At 66.4% G+C, this 13,227-nt stretch carries 15 protein-coding genes, 6 tRNA genes and 1 riboswitch; of the genes, 7 read left to right on the top strand and 14 right to left on the bottom strand.

Features of this window, described 5'->3' with window-relative positions; genetic code table 11:
* Window positions 1-111 precede the first annotated feature (111 nt).
* Window positions 112-756 carry a TIGR03085 family metal-binding protein gene (locus WMN78_RS19870; protein ID WP_340535475.1) on the top strand — a complete coding sequence of 215 codons (645 nt, stop codon included), beginning with the start codon at window positions 112-114 and terminating at the stop codon, window positions 754-756.
* Window positions 757-785: 29 nt separating this feature from the next.
* Here the strand turns inward: WMN78_RS19870 and hisF are convergent, their stop codons facing one another.
* The 14 genes from hisF to WMN78_RS19800 form a co-directional block, all read right to left on the bottom strand.
* On the bottom strand, window positions 786-1,562 hold the full coding sequence (gene hisF, locus WMN78_RS19865) for an imidazole glycerol phosphate synthase subunit HisF (protein ID WP_340535474.1): 777 nt from the start codon (window positions 1,560-1,562) through the stop codon (window positions 786-788).
* Between the two features lie 75 nt (window positions 1,563-1,637).
* Entirely contained in the window at window positions 1,638-2,498 is an 861-nt protein-coding gene (gene hisG, locus WMN78_RS19860) for an ATP phosphoribosyltransferase (protein ID WP_317781983.1), read from the bottom strand.
* Between the two features lie 59 nt (window positions 2,499-2,557).
* The gene (locus WMN78_RS19855; protein ID WP_340535473.1) at window positions 2,558-2,821 is read right to left on the bottom strand and encodes a phosphoribosyl-ATP diphosphatase; all 264 of its coding nucleotides are present in this window, start codon (window positions 2,819-2,821) and stop codon (window positions 2,558-2,560) included.
* Window positions 2,822-2,933: 112 nt separating this feature from the next.
* Complete coding sequence (gene ribH / locus WMN78_RS19850; RefSeq protein WP_340535472.1) at window positions 2,934-3,419, bottom strand: 6,7-dimethyl-8-ribityllumazine synthase; 486 nt, start codon at window positions 3,417-3,419, stop codon at window positions 2,934-2,936.
* A gap of 32 nt (window positions 3,420-3,451) precedes the next feature.
* Entirely contained in the window at window positions 3,452-4,165 is a 714-nt protein-coding gene (gene ribA / locus WMN78_RS19845) for a GTP cyclohydrolase II (protein ID WP_340535471.1), read from the bottom strand.
* Window positions 4,165-4,863: a 3,4-dihydroxy-2-butanone-4-phosphate synthase gene (ribB, locus tag WMN78_RS19840; RefSeq protein ID WP_340535470.1), complete on the bottom strand. Its 699-nt coding sequence runs from the start codon at window positions 4,861-4,863 to the stop codon at window positions 4,165-4,167. Before ribB ends, ribA begins: the two co-directional genes overlap by 1 nt.
* Window positions 4,860-5,528, bottom strand: a complete 669-nt coding sequence (locus WMN78_RS19835; protein ID WP_340535469.1) for a riboflavin synthase — start codon at window positions 5,526-5,528, stop codon at window positions 4,860-4,862. Before WMN78_RS19835 ends, ribB begins: the two co-directional genes overlap by 4 nt.
* A complete protein-coding gene (ribD, locus tag WMN78_RS19830; RefSeq protein WP_340535480.1) occupies window positions 5,528-6,658 on the bottom strand; it encodes a bifunctional diaminohydroxyphosphoribosylaminopyrimidine deaminase/5-amino-6-(5-phosphoribosylamino)uracil reductase RibD in 1,131 nt (376 codons plus the stop codon). The genes WMN78_RS19835 and ribD overlap by 1 nt, the downstream gene beginning before the upstream one ends.
* Before the next feature lie 117 nt (window positions 6,659-6,775).
* Window positions 6,776-6,928: riboswitch (FMN riboswitch) on the bottom strand.
* Window positions 6,929-6,988: 60 nt separating this feature from the next.
* Window positions 6,989-7,681 carry a ribulose-phosphate 3-epimerase gene (rpe, locus tag WMN78_RS19825; RefSeq protein ID WP_340535468.1) on the bottom strand — a complete coding sequence of 231 codons (693 nt, stop codon included), beginning with the start codon at window positions 7,679-7,681 and terminating at the stop codon, window positions 6,989-6,991.
* Between the two features lie 29 nt (window positions 7,682-7,710).
* A complete protein-coding gene (locus tag WMN78_RS19820) occupies window positions 7,711-9,306 on the bottom strand; it encodes an RsmB/NOP family class I SAM-dependent RNA methyltransferase (RefSeq protein WP_340535467.1) in 1,596 nt (531 codons plus the stop codon).
* The gene (fmt, locus tag WMN78_RS19815; protein WP_340535466.1) at window positions 9,303-10,223 is read right to left on the bottom strand and encodes a methionyl-tRNA formyltransferase; all 921 of its coding nucleotides are present in this window, start codon (window positions 10,221-10,223) and stop codon (window positions 9,303-9,305) included. Before fmt ends, WMN78_RS19820 begins: the two co-directional genes overlap by 4 nt.
* Window positions 10,220-10,807: a peptide deformylase gene (gene def / locus WMN78_RS19810; RefSeq protein WP_340535465.1), complete on the bottom strand. Its 588-nt coding sequence runs from the start codon at window positions 10,805-10,807 to the stop codon at window positions 10,220-10,222. Before def ends, fmt begins: the two co-directional genes overlap by 4 nt.
* Before the next feature lie 70 nt (window positions 10,808-10,877).
* Window positions 10,878-11,774 carry a PD-(D/E)XK nuclease family protein gene (locus tag WMN78_RS19805; protein WP_340535464.1) on the bottom strand — a complete coding sequence of 299 codons (897 nt, stop codon included), beginning with the start codon at window positions 11,772-11,774 and terminating at the stop codon, window positions 10,878-10,880.
* Window positions 11,775-11,878: 104 nt separating this feature from the next.
* Window positions 11,879-11,953, bottom strand: a tRNA-Val gene (locus WMN78_RS19800).
* A 239-nt stretch (window positions 11,954-12,192) separates the two neighbouring features.
* On the opposite strand from WMN78_RS19800, the gene WMN78_RS19795 reads away from it, so the two are divergent.
* The 6 genes from WMN78_RS19795 (at window position 12,193) to WMN78_RS19770 (ending at window position 13,207) form a co-directional block, all read left to right on the top strand.
* A tRNA-Gly gene (locus WMN78_RS19795) sits at window positions 12,193-12,265 on the top strand.
* 46 nt (window positions 12,266-12,311) lie between these two features.
* Window positions 12,312-12,382: transfer RNA gene (locus WMN78_RS19790), tRNA-Cys, on the top strand.
* A gap of 41 nt (window positions 12,383-12,423) precedes the next feature.
* Window positions 12,424-12,498, top strand: a tRNA-Val gene (locus WMN78_RS19785).
* 57 nt (window positions 12,499-12,555) lie between these two features.
* A tRNA-Gly gene (locus tag WMN78_RS19780) sits at window positions 12,556-12,628 on the top strand.
* Between the two features lie 65 nt (window positions 12,629-12,693).
* Window positions 12,694-12,768, top strand: a tRNA-Val gene (locus WMN78_RS19775).
* A gap of 172 nt (window positions 12,769-12,940) precedes the next feature.
* Window positions 12,941-13,207, top strand: coding sequence for an antitoxin (locus WMN78_RS19770; RefSeq protein ID WP_340535463.1), 267 nt, complete (start codon window positions 12,941-12,943; stop codon window positions 13,205-13,207).
* The last annotated feature ends 20 nt before the right edge of the window (window positions 13,208-13,227 follow it).

The following is a 13,227-nucleotide window of genomic DNA, read 5'->3' as shown; positions in this document are numbered from 1 at the left end:
GCTCAGACATCAGACCAAGTCTAGTGCCTCACCGCAGTGTGACGATCAGGGGTCAAATTCGCGGTGCTTCCACTGCGCAACTCGCGGCCTCTCGTGCTAGTTTCACAAGTGATGCATTTCGTCGATCCGTCCCGAGAAGTCCTGGCCGAAACCCTGCTGGCGGCCGGTCCTGACTCCCCCACGCTCTGCAGGGGCTGGCACACGCGCGACCTCGCCGCGCACCTCTACCTGCGCGAACGCAAGGCCGGTGTGGGGCTTGGCCTGATCATCAAGAGCCTGGCGAAGGCCTCTGACGAAGCCACCGCAAAGCTGGCCGCCAAACTCAAGACTCCCGAGGACTACGCCCGGCTGGTGAATACCTTCCGCGGCGGTCCCCCGGCGCTATCGCCGCTGAGGATCAAGGCCCTGGCCGAGAGTTCCAACCTCATCGAGTACTTCGTGCACACCGAGGACGTCCGCCGTGCCGTCGACCGCTGGGCACCGCGCGCCCTGGATGAGGAATACTCCGACGCCCTCTGGGACGAACTCATCAAGCGTGCGGCCATCCTGTACCGGGGAGTGGACCTGGGAATCGTGCTGGTGCGCCCCTCCGGTCCGCGCCATGTCGCCAAACGAGCGCCCGTATCGGTGGCCATCGTGGGCGAACCCGGCGAACTGCTGATGCACGCCCACGGGCGTACCCGCCATGCGCTGGTGACCTTCGAAGGCCAGCCGGACGCCGTCGCCCTCCTCCAGTCAGCCGAAGTCGGGCTCTAGACCAGCCGCAGGCCGGTCGGGAGCTCCGCTTAGCGGACTTCGAAGCCCGCCTCACGGATCGCCGTCTTGACCTGCGAAATCATGTCCAGCGGTCCAAAGTGGAAGATCGACGCCGCCAGGACGGCATCCGCCCCGGCCGCGACGGCGGGCGGAAAGTGTTCTGGCCTGCCGGCCCCGCCGGAGGCGATGATGGGCACCTTGACGGCGGCGCGGACCAGGCGGATCAGTTCGATGTCGAAACCGTCCTTGGTACCGTCGGCATCAATGGAGTTGAGAAGAATCTCGCCGACGCCGCGGTCCGCGGCTTCGCGTGCCCACTCGATGGCGTCAATCCCGGTCCCCTGCCGGCCGCCGTGCGTGGTGACTTCAAAACCTGAGGCCGTGGGCTCGGAACCGGGCCGGGTGCGCCGGGCATCAACGGACAGTACCAGGACCTGGGAACCGAAGTGCCGGGTGATTTCGTCGATGACGTCGGGCCGGGCCACGGCCGCCGTGTTGATGGAAGCCTTATCCGCCCCGTAACGCAGCAGCTTGTCCACCTCGGCCACGCCGCGCACGCCGCCGCCGACGGTGAGCGGAATGAAGACTTCCTCGGCGGTGCGGCGGACCACGTCGAAGGTGGTCTCCCGGTTGCCCGAGGACGCCGTCACATCCAGGAAGGTCAGTTCGTCTGCCCCGCCGTTGTCGTAGCGGTGCGCCAGTTCCACGGGGTCTCCGGCGTCCCGGAGGCCTTCGAAGTTGATGCCCTTGACCACGCGGCCGGCGTCAACGTCCAGGCACGGAATGACGCGCACTGCTACAGCCATGATTTCTCCTGAGGATTCGCTGGTGGGAGATTCGGCGGGGTCCGCTGACGCGGGCCGCGCTCATACGGGCCCGGGTCAGATCCGGCAGGCGTGGATGCTGCTGACCAGGATGGCGCGGGCGCCCAGATCGTACAACTCGTCCATGATCCGGTTGGTTTCCCTCTTGGGCACCATCGACCGGACGGCAACCCACTCCGAGTCGCGCAGCGGCGAGACCGTGGGTGATTCCAGGCCGGGCGTCAGCGCCGCGGCCTGCTCCACCAGTTCCTTGCGGATGTCATAGTCCATCAGGACGTACTGCCGGGCAACGAGGACGCCCTGCAGGCGGCGGATCAGGACCTCGATTTCCTTGGCCGTGCCGTTCGCAGCGCCTTCCTGGCCAACACGGCGGATCAGCACCGCTTCCGACTTCAGGATCGGCTCGCCGAAGATTTCCATCCCGGCCGCCTTGAGCGTGTTCCCGGTTTCGACGACGTCGGCAATCGCGTCCGCGACGCCGAGCCGCACCGACGATTCAACGGCGCCGTCCAGGCGGACCACCTTGGCGTTGATGCCGCGTTCGGCCAAGTAGCCCCGCAGGAGGCCGTCATAGCTGGTGGCAAGGCGCTTGCCTTCGAGCTCTTCCACTTTGGTAAAGTCACCCACCGGCCCGGCGAAACGGAACGTCGAGGCAGCAAAGCCCAGCGGCAGGAGTTCCTCGGCCTCCACCTCGGCGTCGAGGAGCAGGTCGCGGCCGGTGATGCCGACGTCGAGCGTTCCCCGGCCGACGTAAACGGCGATGTCGCGCGGGCGGAGGAAGAAGAATTCAATGTCGTTGTCCGGGTCCACCATGACCAGTTCGCGGGTATCGCGGCGCTGGCGGTAGCCGGCTTCGGACAGCATGGCCGAAGCCGCTTCGGACAGGGATCCCTTGTTGGGGACGGCAACTCGCAGCATGAGGGGTCTTTCTGGGTTAGGAAGTCTTGGTTACAGGCAATCGGCCACGCTCAGCATGGCTACAGATGCTTGTAGACGTCTTTCAGGGTCAGGCCTTTGGCGAGCATCAGAACCTGCAGGTGGTACAGGAGCTGGGAGATTTCCTCGGCTGCGGCCTCATCGGATTCGTATTCGGCGGCCATCCACACTTCGGCGGCTTCCTCCACGACCTTCTTGCCGATGCCGTGGACTCCGGACTCCAATTCTGCGACGGTGCGGGAGCCGGCCGGACGGGTGGCTGCCTTCTCACTCAGTTCTGCGAACAGCGTCTCGAAATTCTTCACGCCCTCCAGCCTACTTGCTCCGGGCCTGACCCCGCCTGTCGGGCAGTTCCATGACGGCGCCGATGTGAGGCAATACACAGCAAACACGGCACCGGAGCAAGCAAGGGACGGGCTACCGGTACTGCTTCAGGGTCACCGCGGTGGCCAGCGCAGCCGTGACGGCCTCGTGGCCCTTGTCCTCCTTGGAGCCGGGCAGGCCCGCTCGGTCCAGTCCCTGCTGCTCGGTGTCGCACGTGAGCACGCCGAAGCCGACGGGAACGCCCGTGTTGACGCTGACGTCCGTCAGTCCCATGGTGGCCGCCTCGCAGACGTAGTCGAAGTGCGGCGTCCCGCCGCGGATCACGACGCCGAGCGCCACCACGGCATCGAAGTGCTTGGCTAGCCGGGCGGCCGCCACGGGGAGCTCGAAGCTGCCCGGCACCCGGAGTACGGTCGGTTCGCTGATGCCGGCGTCCTTCGCGGCGCGGAGGGCTCCGTCCAGGAGCCCGTCCATGATCTGGGTGTGCCAGCTGGCGGCCACAATGGCCAGCTTCAGCTGCGACGTCTCCGCCGGGTTGAGGGTTGTGAGGTCAATCTCCGGTGCGCCGTGTCCACTCATCTAAAAGTCTCCTGGTTCGTTCCTGTTGGGGGTCAGTCTTGTTCGTGCTGGAAGGGGCCCTGGCCGGCGGCCGGCAGTGCCGTCACCGGTTCCCCGCCCTGGAGGTCCAGGGTGAGCCGGTGGTCCATCCGGTCCTTCTTGGTCTGCAGGTAACGGATGTTCTGTTCGCGCGAGGGAACTTCGGTGGGAACCATTTCGACGACCGTGACGCCGGCCTCCGCCAGCCGGTTCTGCTTGTCCGGATTGTTGCTCAGCAGGCGTACTTCGTGCAGTCCGAGCTCGGCCAGGATCTGCGCGGCGGCGTTGTAGCAGCGGGCATCCACGGGAAGGCCTAGCTGCTCGTTGGCTTCGACGGTGTCGAAGCCGGCTTCCTGCAGGGCGTAGGCCTTGATCTTGTTGGCCAGGCCAATGCCGCGGCCCTCCTGTCCGCGCAGGTACAGCAGCGTGCCGCCTTCCTCGCTGATCTTTTCCAGGGCGTAGGCCAGCTGTTCGCCGCAGTCGCACCGATAAGACCCGAAAACGTCGCCTGTCAGGCACTCCGAGTGCAGCCGCACCAGCGGAGCCTGGCCGTCCACGGGGGGAATCGGGGAGCTGACCGCGAGGTGCTCGGCACCCGTCACCAGGTCGGTCCAGGCCTGGGCCACAAAAGTCCCGAATTCACTGGGCAGCTGTACGACGGGTCCGCCGCTGACCGGGTGCGGCCGGGGTCCGGCCGTCATGTCTTTTTGTGCCTTTGAAGCCGTCATCACATCTCCTCATTCCCCGCCGGGACCGGCGCCTGTCCACCGGGCCGTGCTGCGTCCAGGTATGCCACCAGATCCTCGATCGAGATCAGCGGGCATCCATGTTCGGCAGCGAAGCCGCGAAGTCCGTCCAGGCGCATCATCTCTCCGTTGTCGTACACCACCTCGGCGATCACGCCCACGGGTTCCAGTCCGGCAAGCCGGCACAGGTCCACGGCCGCTTCGGTGTGGCCCGGACGTTCACGCACTCCACCGTTAACGGCCCGCAGCGGAAAAACATGCCCGGGACGGGTGATCGATTCCGGGCGGCTTGCCGGATCAGCCAGCACCCGGGCGGTGAGGGCCCGGTCCGTCGCGGAAATCCCCGTACTGACGCCGACTGCCGCATCGCAGGAGACCGTGTAGGCGGTGCCCTTGGCGTCTTCGTTGACCTGTACCATCGGCGGCAGCAGCAGGGCGTCCGCCCGGTCCCCGTCGAGCGGCACACAAATCACGCCGGAGCTGTAACGGACGGTCCAGCCCATCAGCTCGGGGGTGGCGTGCTGGGCGGCGAAAATGATGTCGCCTTCGTTTTCACGGTCCTCGTTGTCCACTACCAGGACGGGACGGCCGGCAGCCATGGCCCGGACGGCGTCTTCGATCGGGTCCAGGACCCGGTCTGCAGCCACCCGCAGCGCGGGCGTGTTCTTGACCTGACTCACTTGGATTCCCCCGTTCCGGCTGCGACACTGCCGGCGCCTTCGGCGGTGGAGGCGCCGCCGGCAAAGGCGAGCAGGCGTTCGGTGTACTTGGCCAGCACATCAACTTCAAGGTTCACCCGGCTGCCGAGGTTCTTGGCACCCAGGCCGGTTTCGGCCAGCGTCGTGGGGATAAGGCCCACTTCGAACCACGGGGCCGCTTCTGAGGAGTCGCTGACTGCCGTGACAGTGAGGGAGACGCCGTCGACGGCGATGGAGCCCTTTTCAGCGATGTAGCGGGCGAGCCGGAGTGGCACTCCGAACCGCAGGCGGTCCCAGTTGCCCAGCGCCTCGCGCTCGAGGAGTTCCCCCACGCCGTCCACGTGCCCCTGGACAACATGCCCGTCCAGGCGTCCGCCGGCAGGAACGCAGCGTTCCAGGTTCACGGTGTCGCCCGCGTCGAGCTCGCCGATGGTGCTGCGGACCAGCGTCTCGCCCATGACGTCGACGCTGAAGTCCTTGCCGTCAATGGCGGTGGCGGTCAGGCATACGCCGTTGACGGCCACAGAGCCGCCCAGGGCCAGCCCCTCGGTACTGCCGGGTGCATGGAGTCGGACCGTGGCACTGACGTCGCCATTGCGTTCGACGGACAGGACCTTGCCCTGTTCGGCAATAATTCCGGTAAACATCAGTTGCCTCCTGTGGCGGTGCCCGCGCCGGTGCGGTGCGGTAAGGATTCGGGTGAGCTGGTGAGGGATGAAAAGAGTTCGGGAAGGGCCGCATCGGCATGCCCCGGGAAGAGGTGGAGCCTCAGGTCCCGGCCGAGGGTCTGCACGGATCCCCCGGATGCCTGGTCCCAGTCCCAGGCCTGCGCATCGGCCAGGGTCGTGATGCCGAGGTCGCCGAGGGCTGCCGTCCCGGCGCCAAGCAGGGTGGGCGCCAGATAGACAATGAGCTCGTCCACAAGACCGGCGGCGAGGAAGGCGCTCAGGATGCTGGAACCGCCTTCCACCATGACGTGGCGGACACCGGCCGTGAAGAGCTGTACCAGCGCCTCGTGCGGATCCCGGGTGGCCAAGTGCAGCACACGGCCGTCGTCCCCGTGGATGGCGGCGTCGTCGGGAATTCCCCGGAGCCCCATGACCGCCCGCAGCGGCTGGGTGCCGGCCGCCTTGCCCGACGAATCCCGTGCGGTGAGCCGCGGATTGTCCACCAGGAGCGTTTGCGTGCCCACCAGGATGGCGTCGACCCGGCCGCGGAGCCCGTGATTGTCAGCGAGCGATTCCGGGCTGGAAATCCACTGGCTGGTGCCGTCAGCCGCGGCGATGCGGCTGTCCAGGGTCTGGGCGATGTGAAGGGTGACGAAGGGGCGCTGGCCGAGAACGGCTTCAAACCAGCGGCGGTTCAGCTCGAATGCGGCGCGGGCGGCCAACCCTGAACGTACACTGACGCCTGCGGCCCGCAGCGTCGCGGCTCCGCCGGCAGCGGGATCATGGGGATCATCCACGGCGTACACCACTGACGTGATGCCGGCGTCGATGATGGCCTGGGCACAGGGTCCGGTCCGTCCGCAGTGGTTGCATGGTTCAAGCGTGACCACCATGGTGGAGCCGGCCAGATCGATGCCCTTCATGCCGGCCTGGGCGATGGCGTCAGCTTCTGCGTGTGCCGTCCCTGCGCCGCGGTGGTACCCCGTCACCAGTTGCCGGCCGTCGGGTCCGACGACGACGGCGCCCACCAGCGGGTTTGCCCCGCGGGGGCCGAGGAGTGCAGAATCGAGGGCTGCCTCCATGGCATCGATCTCGGCTGCACTGAACATGGCTGTTGTCTGCGGCGTCAAAGCGTTCGTCGTTCCTTCCCTCGAGAACCGCGTTGGCTCCGGGGGTATACGACAGCGCAATACCGCACCGCCCAAGGGGCAGTGCAGTAACAGCTGTACGTGCTTCTCTCATCCAGACTTTAACTGTCGGTACCGGAATTTCACCGGTTCAACCGTCCGCCGGACCAGCTCCTGGAGAGGATCTGTGCCGGCTCGCGGGTCGCGGACTGTCACCGCCGGTTCGGACTTACACCGACCCCGGAGCACGTAGTGTGTGTTGTTATTCTGTCACAACTGACTGGTTGGTCCTGCTATTCCCGTCAGACGCCGTCATGATTCCGAAACAGAGCCCGTTCCGGCTGAAACGGGGCGGGACCCGGCTGCCCGGAGGCGGTCGATCGCCGTCGCCGGGTCCTCCGCGCCATAGACGGCGGAGCCGGCAACAAAGACGTTGGCTCCCGCTTCTGCCGCCCGGACAATGGTCTCCTCGGTGATGCCGCCGTCCACCTGGAGCGCCACCCCGGTGCCGGAACCGTCGATCGCTGCCCGGGCGCGCCTGATCTTGGGGAGCGTCAGGTCGAGGAACGACTGGCCGCCGAAGCCGGGTTCCACGGTCATGATCAGCAGGAGGTCCAGTTCCGACAACATGTCCAGGTAGGGCTCCACCGGGGTGCCGGGGCGCAGTGCCATTCCGGCTTTGGCCCCGCGTGCGCGGAGTTCCCGTGCCAGTTTGATGGGCGCGATCGAGGCTTCAACATGGAACGTCACGGAGGCGAGGCCCGCGTCGGCGTAGGCAGGGGCCCAGCGGTCGGCGTCGGCGATCATGAGGTGCGCGTCCAGCGGCACCGGGCTCACGGCCTGGATGCGCTGGACCACGGGCAGGCCGAGGGTCAGGTTCGGCACAAAGTGGTTGTCCATGACGTCAACGTGGACGGCATCGGCGTTGCTGATTCTGCGCAGCTCCGCCTCCAAATTGACGAAGTCTGCGGAGAGGATGCTGGGGTTGATGCAGCACTGAGCCATGTGGGCTCCTTTCACGTAAGGCCGGGCGATCAGGGTTTCTTGTGGATGAGGGCCAGGAACATGGCGTCCGTCCGGTGGACGTGGGGCCACAGCTGGGCCGTCAGTTCATGACCGGCGTCAAGGTGTCCGGGCAGGCTGACTTTGTCCAGGGCCGCGCCGGCGTCGAGCAGTTCGAGGTCGTCGCGCTTGCGCAGCGCATCAGTGACGACGGCGGTGGTCTCGGCCGGGTGCGGCGAGCAGGTCACATAAGCCACCACACCGCCGGGCCGGACAGCGTCCAGCGCCGACTTAAGCAGTTCGCGCTGGAGCGGGCCGAGGTCCGCAAGGTCCTTGGGCGTCCGCCGCCACCTGGATTCCGGCCTGCGCCGCAGTGCACCGAGTCCGCTGCAGGGGACGTCGACGAGCACGCGGTCGAAGGTCCCCGCCATCTCAGTACCTACATCGCGGCCGTCCCCGGTCCGGACATGCCAGACCTCATGCGGGACGGCGGACAGTGCCTGCCGCACCAGCTTGGCGCGGTGCGGTGCGGGTTCATTGGCCAGGAGGGTGGCGCCCTGCTGGCGGGCAAGGGCGCCCAGCAGGGCAGCCTTGCCGCCCGGTCCGGCGCACAGGTCCAGCCATTTCTCGCCGCCCCGGCCTGCGGACTGCGCATCCGCGTTGTCCCGCTCCCCCGGGACCCGCTCCCCCGGGTCCGCGCCGGCCAGGACCGCACGGTTGAGGTCCACAGCGGCCATGGCACGGGCCACCAGTTGGGAGCCGACATCCTGCACCCTGGTGCTGCCTTCACGCACTGACGCCAGGCGGCCCAGGTCTCCTCCGCTGGAGAGGGCCGAGCCTTCCACGAGCTCACCGGCGGTGGCGCCGCTTTCCAGGGCGTCGTCCAGGGTCCCCAGCCCGGGGAGTGCCACGAGGTTGACCACGGGTGCGGCGTTGTCCGCCTCGAGGAGTTCGTTGATTTCGGTGACCGGGCGGCCGTGGGCCACGAGTGACTGCCGTAGGGCGCGGACAATCCATTCGGGGTGGGCGTAGCGGATGGAGGCGACGCGCGTTTCGTCGTGCTCATCGCTGAGGAGCAGCTCCAGCCACTCCTCAAGGGTGTGGGCGGAGACTTTCCGCAGGACCGCATTGATCAGGGCGGACGGCCCGGCGCCAATGACGGCCCGGGCAAGTCCCACGGTCTGGTCCAGTGCCGCGTGGGCGGGTACGCGCATGGCCAGCAGCTGGTGGGCGCCGATCCGCAGGGCATCGAGGATGGCGGGATCCAGCTGGTCCAGCGGCCGGTCAACGCAGCGGGCCAGAACGGCGTCATAGGTCCCCTGGCCGCGCAGCGCCCCGTAGCTCAGCTCGGTGGCGAACCCGGCGTCCCGCTTGTCCAGCCCGTGGTGGCGGATCCGGGCCGGCAGGACCAGGTTTGCGTAGGCGTCTTCCGATGCGACCGCTCGCAGCACCTCAAAAGCCACCAGGCGGGCGGGATCGGCGCGCCGCGTGCGCTGGGAAGGGGCGTTCTCGCTGAAGTTCCGCTTCGGGCCGCGGTTACGCTCCCGGCCCTGGGCGTCCCGCTGGCTGCCACTGCCTCGCTGGGGATTGTTGCCGCGGCCCCTGCCGCTTGTGCCGGACTCACTCATTCGAATACCACGCCTTCCAGTGCTGCCTGTCCGCGCGCCCAGTCGGCGGCGGCCATCATCTTCTTGCCCGAGGGCTGTATCCGCGTCAGCTCAACGGCGTGGGATCCCGTACCCACAAACACTTTCTTCCCGTCGAGCAGGACCTGTCCCGGCGGCAGTGCCGGGGCGTCGGTCCTGAGCACAACAGGTTCGAGCTTCACCCGTTGTCCGTCCAGTGTGGTCCACGCGCCGGGTTCGGGTGTGACGCCGCGCGCCCGTCGCCCGATGGCGAGGGCCGGTTCGTGCCAGTTGATCCGGCCGTCGTCGATGCCCAGCTTGGGCGCCAGGGAGACGTCCCCCGACTGCGGAACAGTGACCGCGCGACCTGCCTCGATTGCCGAGAGTGTCTGGGCGAGCAGCACCGCGCCGCTGTGCGACAGGCGCTCCAGGAGTTCACCGGATGTGTCGTCCGGACGGACTGCCTCGGTGAGGGTGCCGAACACAGGACCGGTATCCAGCCCTTCTTCGAGGAGGAACGTCACGGCTCCGGTGATGTCGTCGCCGGCGATGACGGCGCGCTGCACGGGTGCGGCACCGCGCCAGGCAGGCAGCAGGGAGAAATGCAGGTTGATCCAGCCGTGCCGGGGAATGTCCAGCGCCGCGCGCGGAATGAGGCCCCCGTAGGCCACAATGGCCGCGGCATCCGGCGCGGCGGCCGCGATCCTCGCCGTGACGTCCGCGTCCACCTTGGCGGCATGGATCACCTCAATGCCCAGTTCAGCGGCGCGGGCGGCAACGGGCGACGGCGTGAGCACGCGTTTGCGTCCGATCGGCGCGTCCGGCCGGGTCAGGACTGCGACGACGTCAAAGCCTGCCTGCACCAATGCATCCAGGGAGGGCACTGCGACAGCGGGAGTGCCGGCAAAGAGAACCCTCACTCGGCAGCGCCAAAGCTGCCGGCGCCGAAGCTGCCGCCCCCGAAACTGGACCCCACAGTCTTTGCCCGCTTCGACGTCGTCCGTTCGGTGATGGCGTCATAGTTGGCGTTGCGGATGGAACGCAGGGCGGCCTTGCGGTCTTCGCCGTCGAGCCTGTCGGTGAAGAGAATGCCGTCGAGGTGGTCTGTTTCGTGCTGGAAGCAGCGGGCCAGCATGCCCTCGCCGTCCACGGTGACGGGATTTCCGTGCAGGTCCACGCCGGTGACCCGGGTGGCCCGGCGCCGGCGGACGGGGAAGCCAAGGCCCGGGATGGAAAGGCAGCCCTCCACTTCATCGGGCTGGAAGTCCTCGCTGTTTTCGAGCACGGGGTTAATGATGTGGCCTTCCACTCCGCCGATGCGGTACGTGAAGACCCTCTTGCTGACGCCGACCTGGGGCGCGGCCAGGCCTGCGCCGTCCACATCCTCCATGGTCTCGGTCATGTCTGCAACGAGTTTCGCGAGTTCCGGCCCGAATTCCGTCACGGGATCGGCAACTGTGCGGAGCACAGGGTCGCCGATGATGCGGATATTCAAAATGGCCATGTGCAATCTGTCCTTCGGTGAGCTCTACGGAATAGGCGGGACGGGGGTCCAGTCCAGTTTAGTTGGCCGGCTACCTGCCGGGCACAGCCTGAAGTGCGGGCGCCGGTGCAAAGCCCGACGATGCAGGCATCGGTGGCGGCGCCACCGGGAGCAGCGCTGTTCCTGCACTGACGGTGTCGGCTGACATTTCCCAGACCCGCCGGAGGGCGCAGAACTTCCACCAGTGGTGCTTGAGCACCTCCGGGTTGGCCCGCATCGGCCGGACCTCTGTCTGCCCGATGGCGACCGCCAGCAGGATGGGTGATTCCCCGTGCTGCCAGGGCTCCCACTCCCCCGCGACGGGATCCACCAGGCTTTCTTCGGCCTTCATCCCCGCCACCAGCTGCATCACCACTTTGTCGTCCAGCGGTTTGACGGTCCCGTCCCGGGTGGTGCCCTTGGTCTTGTAGTCGATGATGCAGGTCCTGCCGTTGATCCTGGCAACAAGGTCAAGGGTGCCCGCGTAGCCTACTGTCTTGTTCCAGACAGTGACTTCCGGAGCCACGGGCTCCACGCCAAAAAGTTCCCACCACTCATCGAAGCGCGCCGCGAAGGCTTCCTCGCCGTTGGCTGCCAGCGCCTCCCGCATTTCCTTCATCTGATGGGGGCGGCCGAGTGCCCTGAGCGCAACCTGTTCGCAGTAGCTGTGCACCCGGTCGCCGCGCTTGGCGGCGTCGTCGCGGTACGCCTCCGCGGCTTTGGCTGCACGGCTGACCGCCTGCCGCACCTTGGCAGGGCTTCCCAGGATTCCGGGGAGCAGCGGATCGCTGGCCAGGCTGTTGGCCCCCATGTACCCGAACCAGCCATCGAGGCCGTGCGGCTGCTGGCCGATCACCGTGGTGATGGACGGAACGGAAAATGACTCGGATGTTGAACGTGCATACATCCGCCCGTATTCCGTGGCGTGGGCAAGGAGTGGATCAGTCATGCAAACACTCTTTCATGAAGGGCTGACAGGATTGCGGCCTGCGCTGAGACGGCCGGAAAAGCGAAATGGCCCGTCCCGCTGAGTCAGCGGAACGGGCCATTCATTGGTGGGCGATACTGGGTTCGAACCAGTGACCTCTTCGGTGTGAACGAAGCGCGCTACCACTGCGCCAATCGCCCCAATGCCATTGAATGCTAGCCCACCCTGGCGCCATTTGGAAATCGAAGGACCCGGCACCGAAACGAACCGCCGAATTACAGCCCTGTAATTAGAAAATTCCCCTAGATCTCAAGGAAGCACGGCCATGGGGGGCCCGTGACGACCCCCCGATTTGTAAGTTACCGGAACCTCCTATAGAGTTCTTACTCGTTGGAACGCGAGGAAATGCCGAATACGGCACGGAAATGCTGACAATAATGCGGACGTAGCTCAGCTGGTAGAGCACCACCTTGCCAAGGTGGATGTCGCGAGTTCGAATCTCGTCGTCCGCTCGCAGGACACTGTCATGGCAAAGGTTCCCAGGAACCTGGCTTACACGGTGGGTTGGCCGAGAGGCGAGGCAGCGGCCTGCAAAGCCGTATACACGGGTTCGAATCCCGTACCCACCTCGGTGAAAACCTTGGTATCCGGTTCATCCCGGAGAACATTTGGGCGATTGGCGCAGCGGTAGCGCGCTTCCCTGACACGGAAGAGGTCACTGGTTCGATCCCAGTATCGCCCACCAGAGCAAGGAAACTTGCTTGTTGTTGAACGGCCGGTCCCGCCGGTACGTGCTTCATGTGCGGACGTAGCTCAGCTGGTAGAGCACCACCTTGCCAAGGTGGATGTCGCGAGTTCGAATCTCGTCGTCCGCTCTCTTTTCTTTAATCCCGCAATCCCGGCTACGCCGGACAGTTCCCGCCGGATGGTTCCCGGATCCGGGCGATTGGCGCAGCGGTAGCGCGCTTCCCTGACACGGAAGAGGTCACTGGTTCGATCCCAGTATCGCCCACCACAAAGCAGCTCTCCGGAGCTGCTTTTTTGTTGCCCCGATCCGGTGCATTCACCCGCAATAGGGCATCAGGACCCTAGACAACTCCCGGTGCGTGCCCTTGGCACGCCCAGGCACTCGGGCTAGGATCGATAGCGGAGGAGCGATCTGGCTCCGCGACAGAAGGGAGGTGCCCGTGGGTATTCTTGACGATCTAAAGGGCAAGGCTCAGCGACTGGTTGGTGGCAACGAACAGGCCATCAAGGACGGCATCGGCAAAGCCGGTGATTTCATCGACTCGAAGACCGGCGGAAAGTACGCCGGAAAGATCGATACCGTCCAGAAAGGCGCAGCCGGCCTCGTGGACAAGGTCGACAACAGGCCGAAAACGGCACCCGTCGAAGAACCTCCCGTCGCCGGAGAGCCCCCTGTAACCGGTGAACCCCGGCAGCAGGGCCTCTAACCCAGGAACGTCAGCGAGGT

The sequence above is a fragment of the Arthrobacter oryzae genome, from assembly GCF_037911235.1.
GTDB classification, from domain to species: domain Bacteria; phylum Actinomycetota; class Actinomycetes; order Actinomycetales; family Micrococcaceae; genus Arthrobacter; species Arthrobacter oryzae_E.
This window is presented reverse-complemented; position numbering and strand designations above follow the sequence as displayed.

What these genes read in the sequence shown, in the direction of transcription:
- WMN78_RS19870 (WP_340535475.1), top strand. Translation starts at nt 112, where the DNA reads ATGCATTTCGTCGATCCGTCCCGAGAAGTCCTGGCCGAAACCCTGCTG.
- hisF (WP_340535474.1), bottom strand. Translation starts at nt 1,562, where the DNA reads ATGGCTGTAGCAGTGCGCGTCATTCCGTGCCTGGACGTTGACGCCGGC.
- hisG (WP_317781983.1), bottom strand. Translation starts at nt 2,498, where the DNA reads ATGCTGCGAGTTGCCGTCCCCAACAAGGGATCCCTGTCCGAAGCGGCT.
- ribH (WP_340535472.1), bottom strand. Translation starts at nt 3,419, where the DNA reads ATGAGTGGACACGGCGCACCGGAGATTGACCTCACAACCCTCAACCCG.
- ribA (WP_340535471.1), bottom strand. Translation starts at nt 4,165, where the DNA reads ATGACGGCTTCAAAGGCACAAAAAGACATGACGGCCGGACCCCGGCCG.
- WMN78_RS19835 (WP_340535469.1), bottom strand. Translation starts at nt 5,528, where the DNA reads ATGTTTACCGGAATTATTGCCGAACAGGGCAAGGTCCTGTCCGTCGAA.
- ribD (WP_340535480.1), bottom strand. Translation starts at nt 6,658, where the DNA reads ATGTTCAGTGCAGCCGAGATCGATGCCATGGAGGCAGCCCTCGATTCT.
- rpe (WP_340535468.1), bottom strand. Translation starts at nt 7,681, where the DNA reads ATGGCTCAGTGCTGCATCAACCCCAGCATCCTCTCCGCAGACTTCGTC.
- WMN78_RS19820 (WP_340535467.1), bottom strand. Translation starts at nt 9,306, where the DNA reads ATGAGTGAGTCCGGCACAAGCGGCAGGGGCCGCGGCAACAATCCCCAG.
- def (WP_340535465.1), bottom strand. Translation starts at nt 10,807, where the DNA reads ATGGCCATTTTGAATATCCGCATCATCGGCGACCCTGTGCTCCGCACA.
- WMN78_RS19805 (WP_340535464.1), bottom strand. Translation starts at nt 11,774, where the DNA reads ATGACTGATCCACTCCTTGCCCACGCCACGGAATACGGGCGGATGTAT.